At 42.8% G+C, this 22,573-nt stretch carries 13 protein-coding genes, 1 tRNA gene and 1 pseudogene; 11 read left to right on the top strand and 4 right to left on the bottom strand.

Annotated features, from left to right (window positions below; translation table 11 throughout):
• Window positions 1-28: 28 nt before the first annotated feature.
• Window positions 29-104, bottom strand: a tRNA-His gene (locus HXT52_RS01855).
• A 155-nt stretch (window positions 105-259) separates the two neighbouring features.
• On the opposite strand from HXT52_RS01855, the gene purT reads away from it, so the two are divergent.
• The 6 genes from purT (at window position 260) to purD (ending at window position 10,426) form a co-directional block, all read left to right on the top strand.
• On the top strand, window positions 260-1,552 hold the full coding sequence (gene purT, locus HXT52_RS01850) for a formate-dependent phosphoribosylglycinamide formyltransferase (protein WP_421776063.1): 1,293 nt from the start codon (window positions 260-262) through the stop codon (window positions 1,550-1,552).
• Between the two features lie 165 nt (window positions 1,553-1,717).
• On the top strand, window positions 1,718-2,500 hold the full coding sequence (gene purC, locus HXT52_RS01845) for a phosphoribosylaminoimidazolesuccinocarboxamide synthase (RefSeq protein ID WP_375169387.1): 783 nt from the start codon (window positions 1,718-1,720) through the stop codon (window positions 2,498-2,500).
• A gap of 179 nt (window positions 2,501-2,679) precedes the next feature.
• Complete coding sequence (locus tag HXT52_RS01840; protein WP_421776062.1) at window positions 2,680-6,435, top strand: phosphoribosylformylglycinamidine synthase; 3,756 nt, start codon at window positions 2,680-2,682, stop codon at window positions 6,433-6,435.
• 99 nt (window positions 6,436-6,534) lie between these two features.
• On the top strand, window positions 6,535-8,022 hold the full coding sequence (purF, locus tag HXT52_RS01835) for an amidophosphoribosyltransferase (protein ID WP_421776061.1): 1,488 nt from the start codon (window positions 6,535-6,537) through the stop codon (window positions 8,020-8,022).
• 79 nt (window positions 8,023-8,101) lie between these two features.
• On the top strand, window positions 8,102-9,136 hold the full coding sequence (purM, locus tag HXT52_RS01830) for a phosphoribosylformylglycinamidine cyclo-ligase (protein WP_421776060.1): 1,035 nt from the start codon (window positions 8,102-8,104) through the stop codon (window positions 9,134-9,136).
• Between the two features lie 18 nt (window positions 9,137-9,154).
• Complete coding sequence (purD, locus tag HXT52_RS01825) at window positions 9,155-10,426, top strand: phosphoribosylamine--glycine ligase (RefSeq protein ID WP_421776059.1); 1,272 nt, start codon at window positions 9,155-9,157, stop codon at window positions 10,424-10,426.
• Here the strand turns inward: purD and HXT52_RS01820 are convergent.
• On the bottom strand, window positions 10,423-12,552 hold the full coding sequence (locus tag HXT52_RS01820; protein ID WP_421776058.1) for an LTA synthase family protein: 2,130 nt from the start codon (window positions 12,550-12,552) through the stop codon (window positions 10,423-10,425). The two genes, purD and HXT52_RS01820, sit on opposite strands and share 4 nt — an antisense overlap.
• Before the next feature lie 340 nt (window positions 12,553-12,892).
• Between HXT52_RS01820 and HXT52_RS01815 the strand changes: the two are divergent.
• The 5 genes and pseudogenes from HXT52_RS01815 (at window position 12,893) to HXT52_RS01795 (ending at window position 19,212) form a co-directional block, all read left to right on the top strand.
• A pseudogene (locus HXT52_RS01815) lies at window positions 12,893-14,282 on the top strand (alpha/beta hydrolase-fold protein).
• Window position 14,283: 1 nt separating this feature from the next.
• The gene (locus HXT52_RS01810; protein WP_421776057.1) at window positions 14,284-17,046 is read left to right on the top strand and encodes a bifunctional lysylphosphatidylglycerol flippase/synthetase MprF; all 2,763 of its coding nucleotides are present in this window, start codon (window positions 14,284-14,286) and stop codon (window positions 17,044-17,046) included.
• A 114-nt stretch (window positions 17,047-17,160) separates the two neighbouring features.
• The gene (gene purE / locus HXT52_RS01805) at window positions 17,161-17,625 is read left to right on the top strand and encodes a 5-(carboxyamino)imidazole ribonucleotide mutase (RefSeq protein ID WP_373276886.1); all 465 of its coding nucleotides are present in this window, start codon (window positions 17,161-17,163) and stop codon (window positions 17,623-17,625) included.
• Window positions 17,609-18,811, top strand: coding sequence for a 5-(carboxyamino)imidazole ribonucleotide synthase (gene purK / locus HXT52_RS01800; protein WP_004137528.1), 1,203 nt, complete (start codon window positions 17,609-17,611; stop codon window positions 18,809-18,811). Before purE ends, purK begins: the two co-directional genes overlap by 17 nt.
• Window positions 18,808-19,212, top strand: coding sequence for a Fur family transcriptional regulator (locus HXT52_RS01795; RefSeq protein ID WP_004126956.1), 405 nt, complete (start codon window positions 18,808-18,810; stop codon window positions 19,210-19,212). Before purK ends, HXT52_RS01795 begins: the two co-directional genes overlap by 4 nt.
• Here HXT52_RS01795 and HXT52_RS01790 read toward each other — a convergent pair.
• Both HXT52_RS01790 and HXT52_RS01785 read right to left on the bottom strand, forming a co-directional pair.
• Window positions 19,158-20,213 carry a class C sortase gene (locus HXT52_RS01790; RefSeq protein ID WP_421776056.1) on the bottom strand — a complete coding sequence of 352 codons (1,056 nt, stop codon included), beginning with the start codon at window positions 20,211-20,213 and terminating at the stop codon, window positions 19,158-19,160. The two genes, HXT52_RS01795 and HXT52_RS01790, sit on opposite strands and share 55 nt — an antisense overlap.
• A gap of 458 nt (window positions 20,214-20,671) precedes the next feature.
• A complete protein-coding gene (locus tag HXT52_RS01785) occupies window positions 20,672-22,486 on the bottom strand; it encodes a SpaH/EbpB family LPXTG-anchored major pilin (RefSeq protein ID WP_421776055.1) in 1,815 nt (604 codons plus the stop codon).
• Between the last annotated feature and the right edge of the window lie 87 nt (window positions 22,487-22,573).

The following is a 22,573-nucleotide window of genomic DNA, read 5'->3' as shown; positions in this document are numbered from 1 at the left end:
AACGGCAGGTACATACCAGCCGTTTAAGTGGGGTGGCTAACGCGGCTTGAACGCGCGACCTTCTGAACCACAATCAGATGCTCTACCGACTGAGCTATAGCCACCATGCGCGTGAAACGAATAAACGAATAAACGAATCGAATCACACAACAGAGGAATACTATACACGATTTTCTAGATTTCCGCCAGAGCAACACACTTCGGCGCGTCGTAGTAACAACATAAATTATTCGACAATAGCAAATGCAACAATAGACGTATGAGTTTTTCTGAGCAAAATCAGCGCATATTTGGCGTAACTGAAAACAGTAGCAATCTGACAGCACTTCTTCTAGGTTCAGGCGAACTTGGCAAGGAAATTGCGATTGAGCTTATGCGATTAGGCGTGCGCGTTTGCGCGGCAGACAGTTATAAGAACGCTCCTGCTATGCAAATAGCTCACGAATACAGAGTTCTAGATATGTCAAATCCGCAAGAATTGCAAGAACTTATTTCAAATGTAAAACCTGACATTATTATTCCGGAAGTTGAAGCAATCGCAACTAAAGTTTTAAAGAATGCAGCGAATAATAAAATCCAGGTTGTTCCTAGTGCAGATATTGCAGCAATTGCAATGGATCGCGAGCGCTTGCGCAAAATTGCGCACGAAGATTTAGGCCTGCCTACCACCCCATACCGTTTTGCGTCATCGTACGAGGAATTAGACGACGGCGCAAAAATCGTTGGCTACCCTTGCGTTGTTAAGCCTGTTATGAGTTCTTCCGGGCACGGCCAGTCTATAGTTAAAAGCCCGGAAGCGCTTAAAGCTGCGTGGGACGAGGCTCAGCATGGAAGACGTGCGGCAGCCGGCCACGAAAACGAGTGTTCTCGCGTTATTGTTGAGGCTTTAGCTCCGCTTGACTACGAGCTTACAGTTCTTACAATAAGCTCTTGCGCAGGAATTACTACTTGCGAACCAATTGCTCAGCGTCAGCAAGATGGCGATTATAGAGAATCTTGGCAGCCTGCGAATATTCCGGAAAACATACGAAATAATGCGAAAAATATAGCAAAGCGCGCCGTAGAAGGTTTAACAAATATTGCTCACGATTCTAACGAAACCGGTTGGGGCGTTTATGGAGTCGAGTTATTTGTATTAAAAGATGGCTCACTGTTATTTAATGAGCTTTCACCTCGTCCACACGATACTGGCATGGTAACTATGATTTCGCAGCATTACAGCGAGTTTGCGCTTCATGTGCTCGCTATTTTAGGCGTGCCTGTTACAGCAAACTACACTTCTGTTTCGTTAAAAGATAACGAGGTTGCAGCAAGTCATGCGATTGTTGTTGAGGGCGAAGGAGAAGTTGGATTTACTAATATTTCCAAAGCTCTACAATCGGACGAAAATTATAGAAGCGGCTTGCGTATTTTTGCTAAGCCTGCAGTTCACGGCCACAGACGTATGGCCGTAGCTCTTGCTACAGGATCCAGCCAAGAGGAAGCAAGAAAAAATGCGACACGCATTATAAGAGCATTGCATACGGATAGTTCAAATGCTGAGATACTTTGAAAATAAAGGTATTAAACAATAATTTATATTGCACTTTAGCAATATTTGCCGGAAATTTTGTAGGTAACAATTGTTACGCTAATCGTGCTGGCCAAGGTCAGGTAAACCTACAAATACTGTTGGTTTGCGCCTACAACTATGAATGCACGTAAGAGAGGGCATATCATGGAAAAACTTAACAAGTTGTATGAAGGCAAAGCCAAAAAACTGTACGCTACCGATGACACCAATGTGCTCTGGGTTGAATATATGAACCAGGCAACCGCTGGTAACGGTCTGAAGAAAGCTCAGATCGCCGGTAAAGGCAGTTTAAACAACCGGATTACTTCTTTACTATTCCATTTACTTGAGGCGCGCGGCGTAAAAAGCCACTTCCTCGGACGTATTTCCGATACTGAACAACTCGTAAAGCGTATGCGCATGTTCCCTCTGGAAATTATTATGCGCAATACTGCTGCTGGTTCTTTCGCAAAACGTTACAACGTTAAAGAAGGAACCCCATTAAAGAAGCCATTGTTGGAGTTCTGCGTAAAGTCCGACGAACTTGGCGATCCATTTATTAACCCCGAAGGTGTTGTGGCTTTAGGTTTAGCCACAGACGAAGAGATGGCGGAAATTACTCGCCAAGCTCACGCTGTAAACAATGCTTTGCTTGATATTTTCTCCAAGATTGATGTTCAGCTTGTTGACTTCAAGATTGAAGAGGGTGTGGACGCGCAAGGTAATATTCTTCTTGCGGACGAAATTACGCCTGATACTTGCAGACTTTGGGATAAGCGCAATGCTGGTACGGATGGAGTAAATCATTTGGATAAAGACTTATTCCGACGCGATTTGGGAGACATAATCCCAGCTTATGAAGAGATTCACAGCAGGCTGGAAAACTTAGCAAAAAGCGAAGGTTTAGACTTTTGCGTGCGCAAACCAGATGATTGTGTGAACCGATAAGATTTTGTTGTGGCTCGTGCCTTTAGGGGTGCGGGCCACACACATTCTTGCATAATTTAACCAATAATTTAACCAATAATTTAAGCCACAACTTAACACATAACTTAACCCACAATTTATAACTTAAAAGCCCATAACAAACACTGCTCATACCGCACTTTCAACAAGGTAGGTTTCTCGTGGTATTTCGCGTATATGTGGAAAAACGCAATGGTTTTGACGTTCAAGCTCAACAACTTTTACATGAGCTTAAGGAAATTCTTGGCATAAGCGCGATTACTTCCGCACGAATTATCAACAGATACGATTTAGAAGGTATTGACGAAGATTTGTTCAATACTGCTGTTCGAACCGTATTAAGCGAGCCGCCGGTTGATAAAACCTACGACTATTTGCCTATTGAAACAAGCGAGCACGTGTTTGCTGTTGAATTTTTGCCTGGTCAGTTCGACCAGCGCGCACAATCCGCAAGCGAGTGCATTCAGCTTATTAGTCAAGGTGAGCGCCCAATTGTGCGCACTGCTAAAGTAATTGCGTTAAAAGGCAATCTTGACGAAGAAGCCATGGATGCTATTAAGCATTACGTTATTAACCCTGTTGAGGCGCGTGAAGCATCACTTGACGAAGTAAAGAGTTTGCAGCGAGAAACAGTAGTTCCTGCAGACGTTGAAGTAATTGATACTTTTAACAGTTTAGATGAAGCTGGATTGCAGAAGTTTATTGACGATCGCGGTTTGGCTATGGATTTGGCTGACGCAAAGTTCTGCCAGCAATACTTTAGGGAAGAAAATCGCAATCCTACTATTACCGAGATTCGCGTTATTGATACGTACTGGTCCGACCACTGCCGTCATACTACTTTTGGCACTGAGCTTACAAATATTACGATTGACGATAGCACAGTTCAAGAAGCGTTTAATCGTTATCTTGATTTGCGAAAAGAGTTAAATCGCGAAAATAAGCCTGTTTGCTTAATGGATATGGCAACTATTGGCGCTAAATATTTGAAGCATACTGGCGAGCTTAAAAATTTGGATGAGTCGGAAGAAATTAACGCTTGCACGGTAAAAGTTAAGGTTGATGTAAACGGCCACGATGAGGATTGGCTGTTCCTGTTTAAGAACGAAACGCATAATCATCCTACTGAAATTGAGCCTTTTGGTGGCGCTGCAACTTGCATTGGTGGCTGCATTCGAGACCCTCTTTCTGGACGTTCCTACGTTTACCAAGCTATGCGCGTAACCGGCGCTGCAGATCCGCGTACTCCTATTAGCGAAACCTTAAATGGCAAACTTCCACAGCGAAAGATTGTAACTTCTGCTGCAGCAGGCTACTCTTCTTATGGAAATCAAATTGGTTTAGCTACTGGCGAAGTGCACGAGTTATACCACCCGGGCTATGTTGCTAAGCGTATGGAAGTTGGTGCGGTTGTTGCCGCTACCCCAGCCGACCATGTGCGCAGGGAAACTCCTGCTCCAGGAGACGTGATTATTCTTCTTGGCGGACGAACTGGACGCGACGGAATTGGCGGAGCTACCGGCGCTTCTAAAGCGCAGGATGTTGAAAGTATTGAAGAATGTGGAGCAGAAGTTCAAAAAGGTAACGCTCCTATTGAACGCAAATTGCAGCGACTTTTCCGCCGCAAGGATGCTTGCCAGCTTATTAAGCGTTGTAACGATTTTGGTGCGGGCGGCGTTTCTGTTGCTACCGGCGAAATTGCGGACGGTTTAACTATTAATCTCGACAAGGTTTCTAAAAAGTATGAAGGTCTTGACGGCACTGAGCTTGCTATTTCTGAATCCCAGGAGCGCATGGCTGTTGATGTTGCTGCCAATGATGCTGAAGCATTTTTGAAGTATGCTCGTGAAGAAAATTTGGAAGCAGAAATAATTGCGACTGTTACCAAAGAAGCCCGTATGCGCATGACTTGGCGTGGAAAAACCATTGTGGACTTAAGCCGCGCATTCTTGGCTTCTAACGGCGCTCCAAAACAGCAGGTTCTTCATATTGAAAGTGGAAAATCTTATACGAACCCATGGCAGGATCAGTCTAATTTGACTCTCACTGAGCGTATGCGCTTACTTGTTTCAAACATTAATATTGCTTCAAACAAGGGTTTGGCAGAACGCTTCGATTCTACAATTGGTGCAGCAACTGTGCTTATGCCTTTTGGCGGTCGTCGTCAGCTTACTCCAGCTCAAGCTATGGTTGCTAAGTTCCCAGTATTTGGCGAAACAAACACTGCTTCCGCAATGGCTTGGGGCTTTAATCCGTATTTGATGGAAAATAATCAGTTTACTGGAGCTTATGTTGCTGTTGTTGAATCATTGGCAAAGCTAGCAGCAAGCGGTTTCACGCGCGAACGTGCTTACTTGAGTTTGCAAGAGTATTTTGGCAAGCCTCACGATGTTCCAGAACGTTGGGGAAAGCCAACTGCAGCAGTTCTTGGCGCTTTAAGCGCTCAGCTTGATTTTGGTGTTGGCGCTATTGGCGGCAAGGATTCTATGAGCGGCAGTTTTGAGAATTTGGATGTTCCACCAACTTTAATTTCCTTTGCTGTTTCTACTGGAGACGCGCGTTTAACTGTTTCGCCAGAATTTAAGGGCGTAAATCATAAGGTTTTGCGAATTGCTCCACAATATAAATCCGACGGAATTACTCCAGAAAAGGAAAGTTTCCTTAAAACTCTTGAATTAATCGAAAATATTACGAAGAACAAGCAAGCTCTTGCTGTTGCAACTCCTGGCTACGGTGCGAGCGCGGAAATCTTATTCAAGATGACGCTTGGAAATCATATTGGTCTTAAATTATTCAACAATTTAAGCAACGATGATTTATTTAAGCCAGCATACGGAAGCTTCTACGTTGAGCTTAAAGAAAACACTGAGGTTCCATCTTCAGATAACACAAACTTGGTTGACGTTGAGATTATTGGCGAAACGACTGAGAATTACGCAATTATTTCCGCAAATGGCGAAGAAGTTGATTTAAGCGATTTGCAAAAGATTTGGGAAAGCGAACTTTCCTCAATCTTCCCATATAAAAAGCCTGGTGAGATTGTAGAAACTATTAGTAACGAAAATAATGCTTCTACAACAAACCACGCGCACACAGGAAAGCTAAAGCCGCTTTCTCACCCGCGCGTTATTATTCCAGTCTTCCCTGGAAATAATTGCGAGTACGATACTCAAGCTGCTTTCGAGCGTGCAGGTGCCGACGCTCATACGCTTATTATTAACAACTTGAGTGCTAAAGATATTGCCGAGTCTGCAAAGAAACTTGTTGAGGAGATTAATAAGAGCCAGATTGTTATGATTCCTGGCGGCTTCTCCGGCGGCGACGAGCCGGACGGTTCAGCAAAGTTTATTGCATCCTTCTTTAGAAATCCGGAAGTGACTGACGCTGTGCGCGATCTGCTTAAGAATCGAGACGGACTTATGCTGGGCATTTGCAACGGTTTCCAAGCACTTATTAAGCTTGGTTTAGTGCCTTTTGGCGATATTGTTCCTATTGATTCTAACTGCCCAACGCTTACTTATAACACGATTGGCAGGCATCAAAGCAGAATTGTGCGTACGCGCGTCGCTTCAAACATGTCTCCATGGCTTAAAAATACTGAAGTTGGCGATATTCACACTGTTGCTATTTCTCATGGCGAAGGTCGTTTTATTGCAACGCCAGAAGTTATGGAAAAGCTTATTAACAACGGCCAAGTAGCTACGCAATACGTTGATAGCAATGGCGTTCCAAGCATGAGTTTGAATGTGAATCCAAACGGATCAATTATGTCCGTTGAAGGAATTACCAGCCCAGATGGTCGAGTTTTTGGAAAGATGGGTCATTGCGAACGAGCAGGCGAAGGCTTGTACGTGAACATTCCTGATTTCCACGAACAGCCACTGTTTGATGCTGGAGTTCAGTACTTCACGGCGTGAGTATGAGCAGCATTAAACGTAACATTAGCTTATTAGAAGCATGTGCAACAATGAGTATAGTTTCGCGAATTAAAGTAAGCGATTACAAGGGGGTTAAAGATGTCTGCAGAGCTTGAGGACATTCACGAAGAGTGCGGAGTGTTTGGTGTTTGGGGTCACAAAGATGCTTCCAGGCTCACTTATTTTGGCTTGCATGCGCTTCAGCATCGCGGCCAAGAGGGAGCTGGAATAGTATCTAACGATAACGGCACTCTTCACGGACATCGCGGACTAGGCCTACTTACGCAAGTTTTTAGCAACGAGCAGGTTATGGAACGTTTAACAGGAAATCGTGCTATTGGCCATGTGCGTTACGCTACTGCAGGATCTGGAAGTGTTGATAACATTCAACCTTTCTTATTCCGCTTCCACGATGGAGATGCAGCTTTAGCTCATAACGGAAATTTGACGAATTGCACAAGCTTACGCAATTCTTTAGAAGACAATGGCGCTATTATCCACTCAAATTCCGACACTGAAATACTAATGCACTTAATTAGACGCTCTAATAAACCAACTTTTATGGAACGTCTTAAAGAAGCGTTACTAACTGTTCACGGCGGATTTGCTTACCTGCTTCTTACAGAAGATTCTTTAATTGGCGCTACGGATCCAAACGGATTCCGCCCGCTTGCTCTTGGTCGCATGCAAAACGGCGCCTACGTTCTTTCTTCTGAAACTTGCGCTTTTGATATTGTTCGCGCAGAATTTATTCGAGATATTGAGCCTGGAGAAATAATCGTTATTAACGACGAAGGCTACACGATTGAGCGCTACACGGATCATGTGCAACAAGCAGTGTGCTCAATGGAGTTTATTTACTTTGCTCGCCCAGATTCTAATATTTACGGAATTAACGTGCATGCTGCAAGAAAGCGCATGGGATCTCGTTTAGCTCAAGAATCCCCTGTTGAAGCAGACATGGTTATTGGAGTTCCTAACTCTTCTCTTTCTGCAGCCGCAGGTTACGCTGAAGAAAGTGGCCTTCCTAACGAAATGGGATTAATAAAAAACCAGTATGTAGCTCGCACTTTTATTCAGCCAACTCAAGAATTGCGTGAGCAGGGTGTGCGCATGAAACTTTCTGCTGTGCGCAGTGTTGTTGAAGGAAAACGCGTTATTGTTATTGACGATTCAATCGTGCGCGGCACAACTTCTAAGCGCATTGTGCAATTGCTTCGAGAAGCTGGCGCTAAAGAAGTGCATATGCGTATTTCTTCCCCACCTCTTAAATATCCTTGCTTCTACGGTATTGATATTCAAACAACTAAAGAACTTATTGCAGCAAAACATTCAGTTGAAGAAATTCGCGAGTATATTGATGCTGATTCTCTTGCGTTCCTGTCTTTGGACGGTTTAGTTGACTCAATTGGGTTAAATAAGCCTGCTCCTTATGGCGGATTGTGCGTTGCATACTTTAATGGCGACTACCCTACTGCACTGGATGATTACGGCGAAGAATTCTTGGCTTCACTTACTCCTGAAGAACGCGAGCATTTGCAGGAAGTAAGGAAGCACAGTAAATATTCACACGAAAACCTTATATAACTTAATATTTTACTGATTTACGGCAATTGATTAACAAAATTTAAGAAAATACTTATAACAACTTAGGAAAGGAATCAACATGCCACACGCATATGATGAAGCTGGCGTAAGCGTAGAAGCAGGATACGAAGTAGTACGTCGTATTAAATCGCATGTAAATCGCACGAAGCGTCCAGGCGTTGTAGGTGGCATCGGCGGATTCGGTGGATTATTCGACTTGGCGTCCCTTGGCTACAAAGAGCCAGTGCTTATTTCTGGAACGGATGGTGTTGGAACCAAGCTTATGGTTGCCAAAATGATGAATAAGCACGATACAATCGGCATTGATTGCGTTGCTATGTGCGTAAACGATATTGCAGCGCAAGGCGCAGAACCTCTGTTCTTCCTTGACTACATTGCTTGCGGAAAAAATAATCCTGCACTACTTGAGCAGGTTGTTGCAGGAGTTGCAGACGGTTGCGTTCAATCAGAAGCAGGCTTAATTGGCGGAGAAACTGCTGAAATGCCTGGAATGTACGCAGAAGACGAGTACGATCTTGCAGGTTTTGCAGTTGGTGTTGCAGAACGCTCAAATATTGTTGACGGATCGGCAATTACCACTGGCGACGTTCTCATAGGCTTGCCTTCTTCTGGAGTTCACTCGAACGGATTCTCGCTTGTGCGTAAAGCTTTGTTTGAAGAAGCAGGATACGACGTAAACACCAAACTTGAAGAGCTTGACGGAAAAACGCTTGGCGAAGTTCTGCTCGAACCTACGCGAATTTATGTAAAAGCTTTGAAACCGCTTTTTGCGAAGCATCTTATTAAGGGAGTAGCTCATATTACAGGCGGCGGATTTATTGAGAATATTCCACGCATGTACACTGACGGTTTGGCTGCAAAAATCGATACGTCAAGCTGGAATGTTCCACCTATTTTTGACGTTATTGAAAAAGCCGGAAACGTTAATCATGCAGAAATGTTCAACGTTTTTAACATGGGAATCGGCATGGTTTTGGCAGTTGATGAAAGCAAGGCCGAAGAAGCACTGAGCACACTAAGCGAAAATAATGAAGCAGCTTATGTTATTGGCAAAATGATTGAGCGCGAAAACGCTGCAGTTGAGTTGCAATAAAACTATAAAGGACAAAAAATGAAAGTTTTAGTTGTTGGTTCCGGCGCTAGAGAACACGCTATTGCACACGCGCTTCTTAAAGGCGAAAGCGTTGAAGAAGTAACGGTTGCGCCAGGAAACCCGGGTATTGCAGCCGATGGAATTAAAACCGTAAACATAAGCCAATCAGATCACGAAGCTCTTATTAACTTCGTTAAAGAGCACAACTACGACTTTGCGTTTATTGGCCCAGAAGTGCCGCTTATGAACGGAATCGTGGACGATTTTGAAGCCAATAACATTCCAGCTTTTGGGCCAAACAAGGCTGCGGCTCAAATTGAAGGCTCTAAGGACTTTGCAAAAAAGCTTATGCATCGCCACAACGTTCCAACAGCAGCCTACCAAACTTTTGACGCTTTAGAACCAGCACGCGCATACGTGCTTGAGCATGGTGCTCCAATTGTTATTAAAGCAGACGGTTTAGCCGCAGGAAAAGGCGTAACTGTTGCTATGGATGAGCAAACAGCAGTTGATGCTTTGGAAGATATTTTTGTTGATCATCGTTTTGGATCTGCCGGAGCAAAAGTTGTTATTGAAGAATTTTTGCAAGGTCAAGAGTTTTCGCTTATGAGTTTCGTAAGCGGCACTGATTTTTGGGTTATGCCAATTTCACAAGATCATAAGCGCGCTTACGACGGAGATAAAGGACCAAACACAGGCGGAATGGGAGCATACAGCCCAGTTCCGCAAATCAGTAACGAAACAGTTGAGCGCGCTATTAACGAGATTGTGCGCCCGACTGTTGAAGGCTTAGCTAAAGAAGGAACGCCTTTTACAGGCATACTTTATGCAGGTTTGATTGATACAGCAACAGGTCCTAAAGTTATTGAGTTTAACGCTCGCTTTGGAGACCCAGAAACTGAGGTTGTGCTTCCTCGCCTTACTTCAGATTTTGGGGATGCAATATGGAATATTTTGCAGCATAAAACACCAACTTTTACGTGGCAAAATAACGGTGTTACGCTCGGCGTAATAATTGCAAGCGAAGGCTACCCTGGAACTTTAGTTACTGGAACTCCACTTCCCCAAATTCCTGTTGACGAAAATCAAGGTCAACACGTGTATTATGCAGGAGTAAAAAGCCAGGAAGAAACCGGAAATCTTGTAACCTCTTCCGGTAGAGTTGCTCTTGTACAAGTGCACGGAGAAGACGTAGAAGATGCGCAAAAGAACGTCTACAGCATACTAGATAAGCTTAATCTTCCACACATGTTCTTTAGGCATGACATAGCTTCAAAAGCGCTTATTTAAGGCATCTTAAAGAAGTTAGTGTTGCGAGTGTAGTTCTTTCCGGCTGTAACATCGTACTGTATAAGCTTATAGTCGTCCAAAAGCTGCTTAGTTTGCTCATCCATTGCTGAGTAAACCATTGGCCTACCGTCGTGATCAAGGTAAATTGGTTGACCCTCAGGGATTCTATCCCAACCTTGAATTGTATTAACAACAGGCGGCTCCATTGCACTAATATGCTTATGAAGCTTTGTTAGGAAAGCAACATACGGCGAAACCTTGGCGTCCATATGACGCGCAACCTGGGAAATAAAGAAGTTTGGAGAAGAATAAGATTCTGTTTTTGCGTGAATCTTCTTAGAAGATTTAAGATTTTCTTTAGCAGCCTTATTTGACCAAATAAAGTAATCTGTTAAATGCAAAATAAGAGAATTATTCTTATCCGCACTAGCTGTAGAGTATGCTCCAGGAAGATGATCACCATAGAACAACACGGTTACAGGCTTATTGAGTTTGTTCAGATTATTAAGGAACTTAGAAGTTGCTTTATCCGTATAATTTGCGCCTTTAGCGTATGTTTGAATAATAGAAGCCTCTTCCTCACCCAAAGGCTTGCTTGAATCAGTAGAAGACACCTTAAAATCATTATTCTTATACCAATCGTTATAAGGCATATGATTCTGCATTGTAACAAGCTGAATAAAATCAGGAGAAGACTTGCGCGAAATAGATTCTAAAACGCTGGAATATGCGGAATCATCCGACACGTACGGCGCTAAATCAATACGCTTCTGATACTTAATAACATCCGGCTTGCGCAAAGAATAGAACTTAGTAAAACCGAACTTCTTATAATTCTTAGCGCGCAAATACATGGAAGGCTCAAACGGGTGGAAAGCCAAAGAGCTTTTACCATCGTTCCAATAACGGTTTATTGTTGGCGTCCACGACTTTTTAGGAACTAGCTGCTGATACGGACTTGTAAGCGAAGGATCAAAATTAACCATGCTTAAACCGGTCATAGTCATGTATTCAAGATTTGCCGTTCCTCCACCGTAGCCGGAAGAAAGCATAAGACCGCTATCCGTATTCTTTTTCACACTGTCAATAAAAGGAATAATCGCCTTATTAAAAGAAATTCCAGGAACGCGTGAAGGATCTGCAAAAGATTCAGAAAGAACAACAATAAGAGTACTGTTATTTATTTTATTCTTACGAGAAGCGTTAAGTTTTTTAGCTACTTTCTCGTAGCGAGCTACCACTTGTTTCATGGTTTCTTCGCTATAGTTTGCAGGCTTCGACATAATTTTTGGATTAACCTGCCTAGTAAAAGCAACTATTGGTCCGTTAAGTTGCGCATCGTAAGCAGAATCCCACATTGCAGGATGGTCGCCCATAAATTGGTTAAAAGAATTAGCAACAGAACCAACAGTGCCAACAGAAGCAACATACCAGGAGAAAGATGCGAAAATCAGCACAAAAATTCCAGCTCTAAAGCCGTAGCGCAAACGCTTGTCTTCAAACCAAACTACTTTTCCACGATTCTTATCTAATAAATGAATCGTCATAAAAACTACAACGAAAATAATCACGCAAATTATTGCGTATAAAGTAACGCGACCAGCATTAGGCGGCAAAAATGTTGAAATATTACCAGTATCGCTTTGCAAAAAATTCAGGTCAGCAGGAAGAATTGCCTCATTTCGCACAAAAATCTTCATGTACTCAATAATCGAAATAATTATGCAAAGAGACAGCAAAACCATTGAAGTAAGCCAAAAACGGTTAGTAAGAATAATAATTAATCCATAAATAACCGCAAAAATAAGCAAATTAAGCACAAATATGAAGTTTAAATTTTCCCAAATGTTGCTGAACATTCGCGTAATATTTTCAATCAGACCATTCAAAACCTGACTGCGAGAGCCTGTTTGCACGCCCATCTGAAAAATAACCATCATTCCAACGCTATTTAGAACAAAAAATACTATATAAAGCCAGCGCGGAATAGATATTTGATGCTTATTTAATGTCTTTAGCAAAGATGAAAAGAAATGTTTGGAATTACTCTGCTCTTTAGGGCCTTCCCCCTTATAGTCACCCTCTTCCTTCTCGCTTTTTGAAGACTCCAGCGCAATTTCATCCATAATAATTCCAATCGTTGCTAGCTAAACGAATCCTTATACATGCACAATAATTGATTATTGTAGTTATTGCTATCGTCATACTTGCATATTTATTAGTACAAGTAGCTCGACATGCTGATATTTTTCATACTTCCGGTGGATTACAATATATGTTTCGGCAACTACGATTAGAACAGTAAAAACTATAAAAATAGAACAGCAAAAACTATAAAAACTAAAGCAAATATTAAGAAAAAATTAAGATACATAAACTATATTTCAGTTGGGTGAAATATTGCGAGTATCGTTCACTTTAAAAGTTGTTTGCACGTAGTTAAGCAAGAAAGTGTAGGATTCAAGCATGCTGCAATTGGCAAAAATAAGTCTTTTGCAAGGCTGGTTACCAACAAGCTTATTTAGTTTAACCGGCTTAACTTTATTCGTGCTGATTTTCACTAAATCAAAACGTTCAAAACACTTATTTAGCATAATAAACCTGCTTATACAGCTAGGTGTTGCAAGCATATTTTTCATAGTTGGCGGATTAATTGCTTGGCTAATTTCAGACGTATTCCTTGTGTTTGGAGTAAGCCTTGGTTGGCTTGTTATTATTTGCGTTGCAATAGGATTTGCTCTTGTTGGCTTTGCCGGCACAGCATTCGTGTTCACTAAAGGTTGGAAACGACTAGTTGCTGTTATTGCTATTGTTTTAACTCTTATTAGCACAGCTTTAAGAGTTGATATGGTTTACGGTGAATACACAACACTTGGATCAATTTTTGGAATGGGTAATTTCCCAAAGCTTGAGGTTAATAAGGAAAAATCTGCTACTGCAAGCATTGAAGAATGGTACAGTTTAGCAAAACAAAATAAGCTTCCAAAAATGCCTAAAAAAGGTATTCTTCGCTCAGCACACATTCCTAACACATACTCAAAGTTCAAAGCTCGCACAGCAAACGTTTATTTGCCTCCTGCAGCGCTTGTAAAGCATCCACCAAAGCTTCCAGTTATGGTTATGCTAGCAGGACAGCCCGGTAGCCCAAATCACTTCTTTGCAGCCAGCGACATTGCTGAAACTTTAGACGATTACGCAAAATCTCATAAAGGCTTAGCTCCTATTGTTGTAGCCCCAGATCAAAACGGTGAAGCGACACATAACTCACTTTGTGCAGATACTGGAGTTTACGGCAAAGCAGAAACGTATTTAATTCGCGACGTGCCTAACTGGATTCGCAAAAATCTTCCAGTAAGCAAAGACCCAAGCATGTGGCTTATGGGAGGCTTTTCTCAAGGCGGAACTTGCGCTACTCAATTAGTTCCAGCGCATCCGAATATTTTTAGAAGCATGTATTCTGCCGGCGGCGAACTAGAACCAACGTATCAAAACCGTCAAGAAACAATTAAACGCTACTTTAACGGAAATACTTCAGCATACGAGCGTCACGTTCCTAGTAAAATAATGCGAAAAAAACGCTCCGCTAAAACAAAACTATTATGCTATTGCCGGCTATTGGGATCCTAAATCTCAAGCAAATCAAGCAACTATTGCTTTAAGCGCACACAGCGCAGGTATTAACGTTTTAACAATGCTCGCTAAAAATTCTGGACACGATTGGCATACAGTAAAAGCAGGATTGAAAGTAGTTCTTGATCTTTTCTGCAAGCAAACAGGCATTTCAAAAACTGTTCCAAATCTAGATACGTATCCGAATGTAAAAATTCTTGTTCATAAAAAAGTGAATCGAGACTAATATGGCACTGTCTTTTTTCAATAAGCATAAGCTCAGAAGCCAGGAAGATGGTCAACAAAAAAGCCTAGACCGTAGCAGCAATCAAACATCTAGCCATATTAGAGTTTTTCTGTACGACTTTATTTCCTGGCTTCGCCAGCGCGTTTTTGCTCTTACAATCACATGCATTTTTATTGTTATAAATTTCGCACATTGGTTTACAAGAACATTAATGCACATATACACTTACGGCACAAACGCAACTCTTGCGCAACTTTTTATGCGACACCATCCCTCAAAAGGATCTAGCTTCCTCTTCGGCCACGCAAACATGTCTGAGCTGCTGCTAAAAATCTGCCACTCGCTTGTTTTCGTAAACAGCATGCCTTCACTTTTAGTCAACTGTTTCCTCGTTATTATTCTCATAGGCGTTGCGGAAACTCGCATAAGCAGACTTCATATTGTTTCTATTGCTGTATCTAGTACGCTAATTGGAATAGTTGTTGGCCTGACTATTATTGGCAATCTTTCTATACTTATTAGCAACATGCATTGGATTACTAGAATCCCTATAAGATTGTCACCATTTACGCTGTTTATTGGCGCGTTTATGGCATCTTCTGCCAACGAATCGATTTTGTGGCATAGGCGAATGCTTGTAATCGGCTACGCTGTTACTTCTGCAATGATGCTTTATAGTGGAAATCCTGGAGACTATTGCACTATTATTGCTGCTCTTACAGGCCATATTATTGGCAATATTGTGTGCAAGCCAAAAGGAATAAAGCATAGCGCAAGCTGGTGGAAAGGCACAGATTACGAGATTCGAAAGCTTTTTGCATACGCTCAAGGAATTATTGCTCTCGGACCATTATTAGCATTATCTTCGCGCTCACACGCCGGCATTCTTACCACTCTTGGACTGTTTATGTCTCCACAAATGGGTTCAAAACCGTGGGTTACTCGTTGCATTAGTAATTACAGTGCAAATAGTTGCTTACTTCATTCTGGATTGCATCACGCGGCTATTGGCGGAGTGTGGATTCGTATTCTTCTTCCGATTGTAACTATGCTGATTATTGCGTGGGGAATGTTACGCGGGCGTAAGCTTGCAGCGTGGACTTCCATTATTATTAACGCAATTACTGTGCTTTATGCTGGAATGTACTTTACAATTTTGCCGCTTATTGCAACAAATCAGCATATTTCAATACACCAGCATAATGCAGTAGCTGTTGCGTTTATGCTTACTGCTCTTCCACCTCTGCTTATGACTATTCTTCTTGCTATTAATCTTAAGCATTTTTCGATTACTACAAGCCGTTTTCAAGTTCGCGTAGGATTAGTCGCAATTATTGTAACGCTGTGGATTACAGCTGTAGGCTACGTAACTTTTGGCCTTATGATAGCAGATAACTTTAAGCCTATTGCAAACATTCATCATCTTTTGCGAGATTTACCTGGACGATGGATGCCTATGGGCTTTGGAAATCGTTCTAACGCAATGCTTCGCACGGAAACACCGATATCTTCAACATTAGCGCAATCTGTTGGCGTAATATTTTGGGCTGTTCTTTTTATAGTTTGCTTTACATGGTTTAGGAGCAAAATTTCAACCAACGAAAAAGATAGAGAAAAAGCAAGCTCACTTGTGGAACTTGGCGGAAACACTATGAGCTTTATGACAACTTGGCCAAATAACCATTATTGGTTCTCCCCAAGCGGAAAATCCGCAATAGCCTACCGCTTAAACTACGATATTTCACTTACTCTTACAGGACCTTTTGGAGATTCTAAAGAATACAAGCAAGATCTTCGTGGATTTATTAACTTATGCGAAAAAAACTCGTGGTCTCCAGCATTTTACGCAGTTCATGAGCATGTGCGCCAAGAGTTAGAAAAGCTTGGTTTTACGTCTATTAAAGTTGGAACAGATATGCTTGTAGACCCAAGTAAGTGGCAGACTCGCGGCAAAAAATGGCAAGATATTCGTACCGCTATTAATAAAGCAAAACGAGATGGAATAAGCGATATTTTAACAACATATAAACAAGCTTCTTTTGACGTTCAGCAGCAGATCGTTGAAATTTCGGAAGAGTGGGCTGAGCTTAAATCCCTTCCGGAAATGAAATTTACTTTGGGTGGCTTGGATGAGCTTCAAGATGATCGCGTAAAAATACTGTACGCAATCGACGAAAATGAACGCGTACTGGGCGTAACAAGCTGGATGCCTACTTATAGAAATCATAAAATTATTGGATGGACGCTTGATTTTATGCGGCATCGCACAGATAGTCCAAACGGAATTATGGAATTGCTGATTGCAAGAATGGCAGAACGCTTGCGCGATGAGGGATTAGAAAATCCTGAATCTGCTGTTGAATTTATGAGCTTATCTGCAGCACCTTTGGCAGGAATCGGCGAAAACGTAGACAGTAAAAACACAGACAGTAAAAATGCAGAAAGCGAAAACACAGAAAGCGAAAACAACGACGCTGAAAACGCAACAACAGCAGATTCTCAACAATCTTCAAATGTTATTAACCATGCTCTGGCAATGATGTCCGATATTTTGGAACCTGCTTACGGATTCAAATCGCTTTATTTCTTCAAAAAGAAGTTCCAGCCGGAAGCTAGCTCAGTTTACGTATGCTATTTGGATTCTGCAAAACTTGCACAAATATCTTTGGCTGTAACACACGCTTACTTACCTGAAGCTAGTGCAAAACAAATCTTGGAAATGGCTAAATCATTACGGCCAAAAACAAGTGAACTTAACAAATAATTTGTTAAGTTTTGCATAAAACTTCGGCGAGTTCTCCCTAGTGTTGCGTAAAGTAGCAATTGCACGTCAGGGAGGTTCATCGTGTTAGAAATAAAGCCAACCGTTGCTGTCGTCATGGGATCCTCAAGCGATTGGGAAACTATGCGTAACGCTTGTGAAATCCTAGATAAATTCCAAGTTCCTTACATGAAAAGAGTTATTTCTGCACATCGTACGCCAGAACTTATGGCAGACTTTGCGCACAATGCTCGTAAAGAAGGATTCCATATTATTATTGCCGGAGCAGGTGGAGCAGCTCACTTGCCTGGAATGATTGCAGCACAAACCACGCTTCCTGTTATAGGCGTGCCAGTAAAATCTCACGCACTTTCGGGCTGGGATTCTTTGCTTTCTATTGTGCAAATGCCAGGAGGTATTCCTGTTGCAACAACTGCAGTTGGAAATTCTGGAGCAACAAACGCAGGCTTGCTTGCAGTAAGTATTCTAAGCACAACCGACGAGCGTCTTGCAGAAGAGCTCGCAACATATCGCGAAGAGCTCAAAGCGAAAGTTGAGGAATCCAATGCCAACCTTATCTGAAGTAACTAACGGCGCTGTTGAACGCTTAATGCCAGGCTCTACTATTGGAATTATTGGCGGCGGACAGTTAGGGCGCATGATGGCTATTGCAGCTCGCCACATGGGCTTTAGAATTGGCGTTCTTGACCCAACTCTTGACTGCCCAGTGTTCCAAGTAGCAGATTTGCAGGTTGAAGCTAATTACGACGACCCAGAAGGCTTGCGTGAACTTGCCGAACGTTGCGACGTACTAACATACGAGTTTGAAAACGTAAATGCGGATGCACTCGATAAAGTTCGTCATCTTACTGCTATTCCTCAAGGCACAGACTTGTTGCGAGTTACGCAAGATAGAGTAAGCGAAAAAACGTTTATTAATAGCCACGGAATCAAAACAGCTAAATGGCGCGAAGTAAATAATCTTGACGATTTAGATACTGCTATTGACGAAATAGGCTTGCCGGCTATTTTGAAAACTCGTCGAGGCGGCTACGACGGTCACGGTCAGGATGTTTTGCGCACAGAAGAAGACGTTGCAAATATTCACCACCGCGCGGATCGCGGCGGCAAATTCCCACCTTCAATTCTGGAAGGCTTCGTTGATTTTGCTTTTGAAGCTTCCATTCTTGTTTCCGGAAACGGCAAAGATTTCGTAACATATCCGCTTGTAAAAAACGTGCATCACAATAGTATTTTGCACATGACTTTAGCTCCGGCAGTAGTTGATCCACAAGTTGAGCATGCAGCGCACGAATTAGCTTTAAGATTAGCTCGCGGATTTGAGCTCGCAGGAACGTTGGGAATTGAGCTTTTTATTACTAAAGATAATCAAGTAGTAGTAAACGAGCTTGCTCCACGTCCACACAATTCCGGGCATTATACGATTGAAGCTTGCGATATGGATCAGTTCGAAGCTCATATTCGCGGAATTGTTGGATGGCCTTTGAAGAAGCCTCGACTACTTTCCCCTGCTGTTATGGTAAATGTGCTCGGACAGCATGTGGCTCCTGTACGCTCGCTTATTTTAGAGCATCCAGAATGGCACGTGCACGACTACGGCAAAGCGGAAGTTAGAAAGAACCGCAAAATGGGTCATATTACAGTACTAAGCGACGACCCAGTTGAAGCCGCGGCAGCATTGGATTCAACAGGCTGCTGGGATGACGAACTTGAATACTGTGATGAACAACGAAAGGATTCGAGATGACTAGCGAACCTGTACGTCGTCACACTCGACAAAAAGAAATCGTACTCTCCTATTTGCGCGAATCTCGCAATTTTGTTTCTGCACAAGATTTGCACAGACTTTTGGCAAAAGATGGCGAGATCATTGGCTTGGCTACAGTCTACCGTCAGCTTAACGCGCTAACTCAAAGCGGCGAAGTAGACACTGTGCGCTTTAACGGTCAGCAATTATTCCGCATTTGCGACGAAAACACACACCATCACCATTTAGTGTGCGAACGCTGCGGAAAAACAGTTGATATTGAGCCACCCGATGACGAAGGATGGATTCATAAAATAGCTGAATCTCACGGATACACGGTTGTTGATCACACGCTAGAAGTTTTTGGCTTGTGCGAAAACTGCCGCAATGAAGATAAGTAGCGCGCTAACAAACGCTCCGCATTAGACGCATTAGACGCATTAGGCAAATGCCTTCCGCGAATATTCCTCTTATTTTTGCGCGCGGAAATTGTTGCAACAATCATAGTAGTTAAAATCACAGCACAACCAACAAGCGCAATAACAAACAGCGTCATCCAAAGCGGCCACTGCAAATGATCGTCAGGCGGCTTAACAGGATCCGGCAGCACACGGTAGCCAGTTACAAGCAGCCTCTGCGAGTTCACACCGTACGGCGTGCAAGTAAGCAGCGTAGCCAAATCGCGCCCCTTCTCGCGCTGAATAAGCCTAATATCATTCGGGTCAACAACACTAATGCGAAACACCTTGTACCTCAGCGTCTCACCTTGCACATCCAAATAGAAAAAATTGCCTTTTTTAAGGTAGATTAAGTCGTCAAACATAGTTGCATGCGGCAAACCCGTATGCGCCGTAATAACAGCATGCCTATTTTTGCCGCCAACTGGCAAATCCGTGCCATACAGGTGACCCGCGCCATACGCTAAAACATCCTGAGAACTGCCGTGATAAATCGGCAGCTTTACGCCGATTTTAGGGATTTTTACGATTCCCATAATTCCCATCGGCTCATCAAGCTGCTTTTCATAATCCTTATACTCAGGCGTTTTCTTAAAATCTTCCGTGCCATTATAAGGATCCGCCGTAAAAATAGCGCTACGATGCGCGTTATACTCGCGCGCCTTATCTAAGCTAATTGCACGCGCATCTTTAGGCTGCTCGCGGCTAAGCTTGTCGTAAGCGGCAGAAAGCTGCTTCGAAGCGTTGTTATTCCACAGCGTAGACGCCACTGGGTACGTGAAGCATAGGATTGCGGCGACTGCCAGAGCGATTGGCTCTAAAATGCGGCGAAGATGCGACTTAGGCTTTTTTGGTGCGGGTTGTGGTGATTGTTGTGGTGATTGTTGTGACGTGGGGTGCTTGAAGAAAGCATATACTTTCGTAACAGCGCTGTTTAATTTCATGCTTCCTCGGTTCGTGGATTATTAAGCTTAGATTGATTTGGTTATGTGGTTTAGTTTATTTTTTCTTTAGATATTCTTGATTATCGTCTATGAGTTTTGTAACTGATTTAGTTTTTCGGTTTTGACGAGGCTAGAAAATTTGTGTTTGCGCACGTCCCGTCCTTCGGGCGCTCTGGCTGCTAAAGACACTTATTGTGTTCGCCTATATTTAAAGAATGTAGCTTCTCAGTCCTCTTTTAGTGCTGAACACAATTTTTCCAGCCTCTCAACACACTATCCGCCAACACAAAACTCATAGACTCGTTAAGTTTGTTACGAAAAGTGCGTGGTTTACTAAGTGCAACTAAAGCCGAATGTTTGAGCTGCGGATGAGTGCAGTAGATAGAGAGTGAGTCTAGGGTTTATGACCCTAGACTCACACTTGCCATTAGACTACAAGACCAGCTTTAGAAAGCAGATCAAGCGTTCTGCTGCTGATCCTCTTCCTTGCGATTGCGCATGTAAAGGAACACGCTAGCCGCAATCAAGCCCATGCCAGCAACAGCGAAAATAATCACGCCAGCAGCACCAGTTGCAGGAAGGTTGAACCAGGAATCAATGTCAAGATCACTAATCTTGGTATTAGGGAAGTCAACTGTTGTTGTTTTTCCTTCTTCAACAGTTACACCCCTAATCTCATCAGCTAAAACATAGCCAGTAGGAGCAGTAACCTCAACGAGGTAAACCATTCTGCCAGCTATAACCTTTTGATCAGTTGCAAATTTACCTTGATCGTTTGTAGTTCCAGTGAAGTTCTTGGAAGCATTGCTATCAGAGCACTCATCAGGAACATCAGTATTACCAGCAGCACGATTAAGCAAAGCAGTCTTGCAGGCTTCTGCCTTTGTTTCGGAGTTGAAGATCTTGAATACAGCGCCAGGAAGCTTGGTGGTAGGAGTTTTCTTGTCATACTTGTTTACCTGAAGTAAGCCAAGCTTAACAACCGAAGTACCACCTTTATCCTCATCGCCAGAAATAACTGGATCCGGATCCTTAGCGGCGTTATCATCATGAGACTTAAAGAAGCCAGACTTGTTCTTAATCTCGTTCTTGTTATCAGTAGTACCCTTATAGCTATCACTTAACTTGAACGAAACTGTAACGTGAACCTTAGGTTCGTCCTTCTTGTCTTTTTGAGCCTTATTCAAAGCACCTGCAATCTTACCTAAGCCATCTTTAGTGAACTTGACTAAGATACGGGTGCGACCACCTTCGAGACCCTTGTCGTCTGTATCAGTTGCAATAGCCGATGTAGTTTCGTTCTTCTTAACTTCAACAGTGTAATCCTTCGTCTTTTCAAGAGGATCATTAACTCCATCAACTTTCACAGACTCAACAGCAGCGTCCGTAATATTTGCAAACGCCTCAGTTGGAGCATCATCGAATACCATGTAGTCCTGAATACTGCTTGCGTCCAATTTGCCAGTAGGATGATTCACTTCCGAACTAATCTCGTACTTAAAATCATCATTAACCGAAACGGCGTTGCTGCCTTTTTCGGTGCTGAAAACCTTTGTGATTGCGCTAGAAAGATCCTTGTTCTTAATCTTTACAACAGGCTTGTATTCGTAAGTAGTGCTATAGGAATTTCCATCAGCAGACTTTGTTGGCTTAAGCATTGGCAAAGTCATGTAGAACACAGTCATGTCGTTTGCACCGTAGTTGCCAGTAGTAGGCATGTTGGTTTCTTCAACCTTGTAGAAGCCGAGTTGAACGTTCTCAAACTTCGCTTCGCCGTTGGTAACCTCTGCAGTCTTTATATTAGCTTGAGTCATATCAAGCTCAATCTTTGCTTCCTTCTCTTTGCCGCGATTCAAAGCATCAATTGTGGTAGCAATCTTGGACCAAGTGTCTGCATTCTTGAAATCATCAGCCTTAAGCTCAGTATCGCCAATCTTCTTGATTGGTGTAAGAGTGAACTTTGCACCATTAAGAGGCGCATGACCTTTATCACACTTAGAACTTCCTTCAGAGTCTTTCACTTCCTTTGCATCGCAATTTACGATGGTGATGCTACCAGTTGTTGTCTTATTTTGCGCATCCCACGGGGCTAAACCCTGCTGCCCACCAGTATCACCACCAGGCTGACTAGAAGGATTATGAGGGTTTTGGCGAATTGGAGGAACAGCCGCCCACGCGACGCCGGCCATGGTTACGGCGCCAGCAACGCACAGCGTGCCAGCCATCGCGAGCGACGCAATCGCCGCAACGCACTTTCTTGTTAGTTTATTCATCTTTTCTCCTTTAATCGTGCTCCTAAGAGCTGTTTTGAGATAAGTTACTTTGTTTTTTACAGTTTGTGTTTTGTGTGTTTGCGTACC

Origin of the sequence: Gardnerella sp. KA00288, assembly GCF_049244085.1 — a bacterium.
In the GTDB taxonomy this organism is placed as follows: Bacteria; Actinomycetota; Actinomycetes; order Actinomycetales; family Bifidobacteriaceae; genus Bifidobacterium; species Bifidobacterium greenwoodii.
This window is presented reverse-complemented; position numbering and strand designations above follow the sequence as displayed.